This is a genomic window from Psychrobacter sp. AOP5-GZ1-6, from assembly GCF_052376345.1.
In the GTDB taxonomy this organism is placed as follows: domain Bacteria; phylum Pseudomonadota; class Gammaproteobacteria; order Pseudomonadales; family Moraxellaceae; genus Psychrobacter.
Genome location: NZ_JBQSVP010000345.1, coordinates 1 through 463, shown reverse-complemented (window position 1 = coordinate 463; position 463 = coordinate 1). Strand labels below are relative to the sequence as shown.

General features: G+C 31.7%; 1 protein-coding gene. It reads left to right on the top strand.

Annotated features, from left to right (window positions below; genetic code table 11):
* Window positions 1-77: 77 nt before the first annotated feature.
* Window positions 78-463: hypothetical protein (locus ACT3RN_RS16135; protein ID WP_444518872.1), on the top strand; the 386-nt coding region annotated here is incomplete at its 3' end.

Below are 463 nucleotides of genomic sequence, written 5' to 3'. Positions count from 1 at the left end.
ATGATAATAAAAAATTTAAAAGCTGATTAGGTAGTCAGGGTAAGGAAAGACGCCTAGTTTCTTCAACGTTTGATACATTGCCAGAAATATATTTTGATGAAAAAACAAATGATGATCAGGTAAAAATCTATGGTCGCCAGAACAATAAACGAATTTATAAGTGGGTAGATAAAAAATATCTTGAACTAGACGGCAATTTTAGTAGTTATAAAGTGATAGTACCTGCTGCAAATGGGTCTGGTAAACTAGGCGAGACACTAAGCACTCCTATTATTGGTAACCCTTTAGTTGGACATACTCAAACATTTATATCTATTGGATGTTTTAAAACTGAATATGAAGCACATTCCCTTCTTAAATATCTCAAATGCAAATTTTGCCGAACAATGCTCAGTATAAAGAAAACAACACAAAACAATAAAAGTAAAGAAACATGGTCTAAGATTCCATTACAAGATTTTAC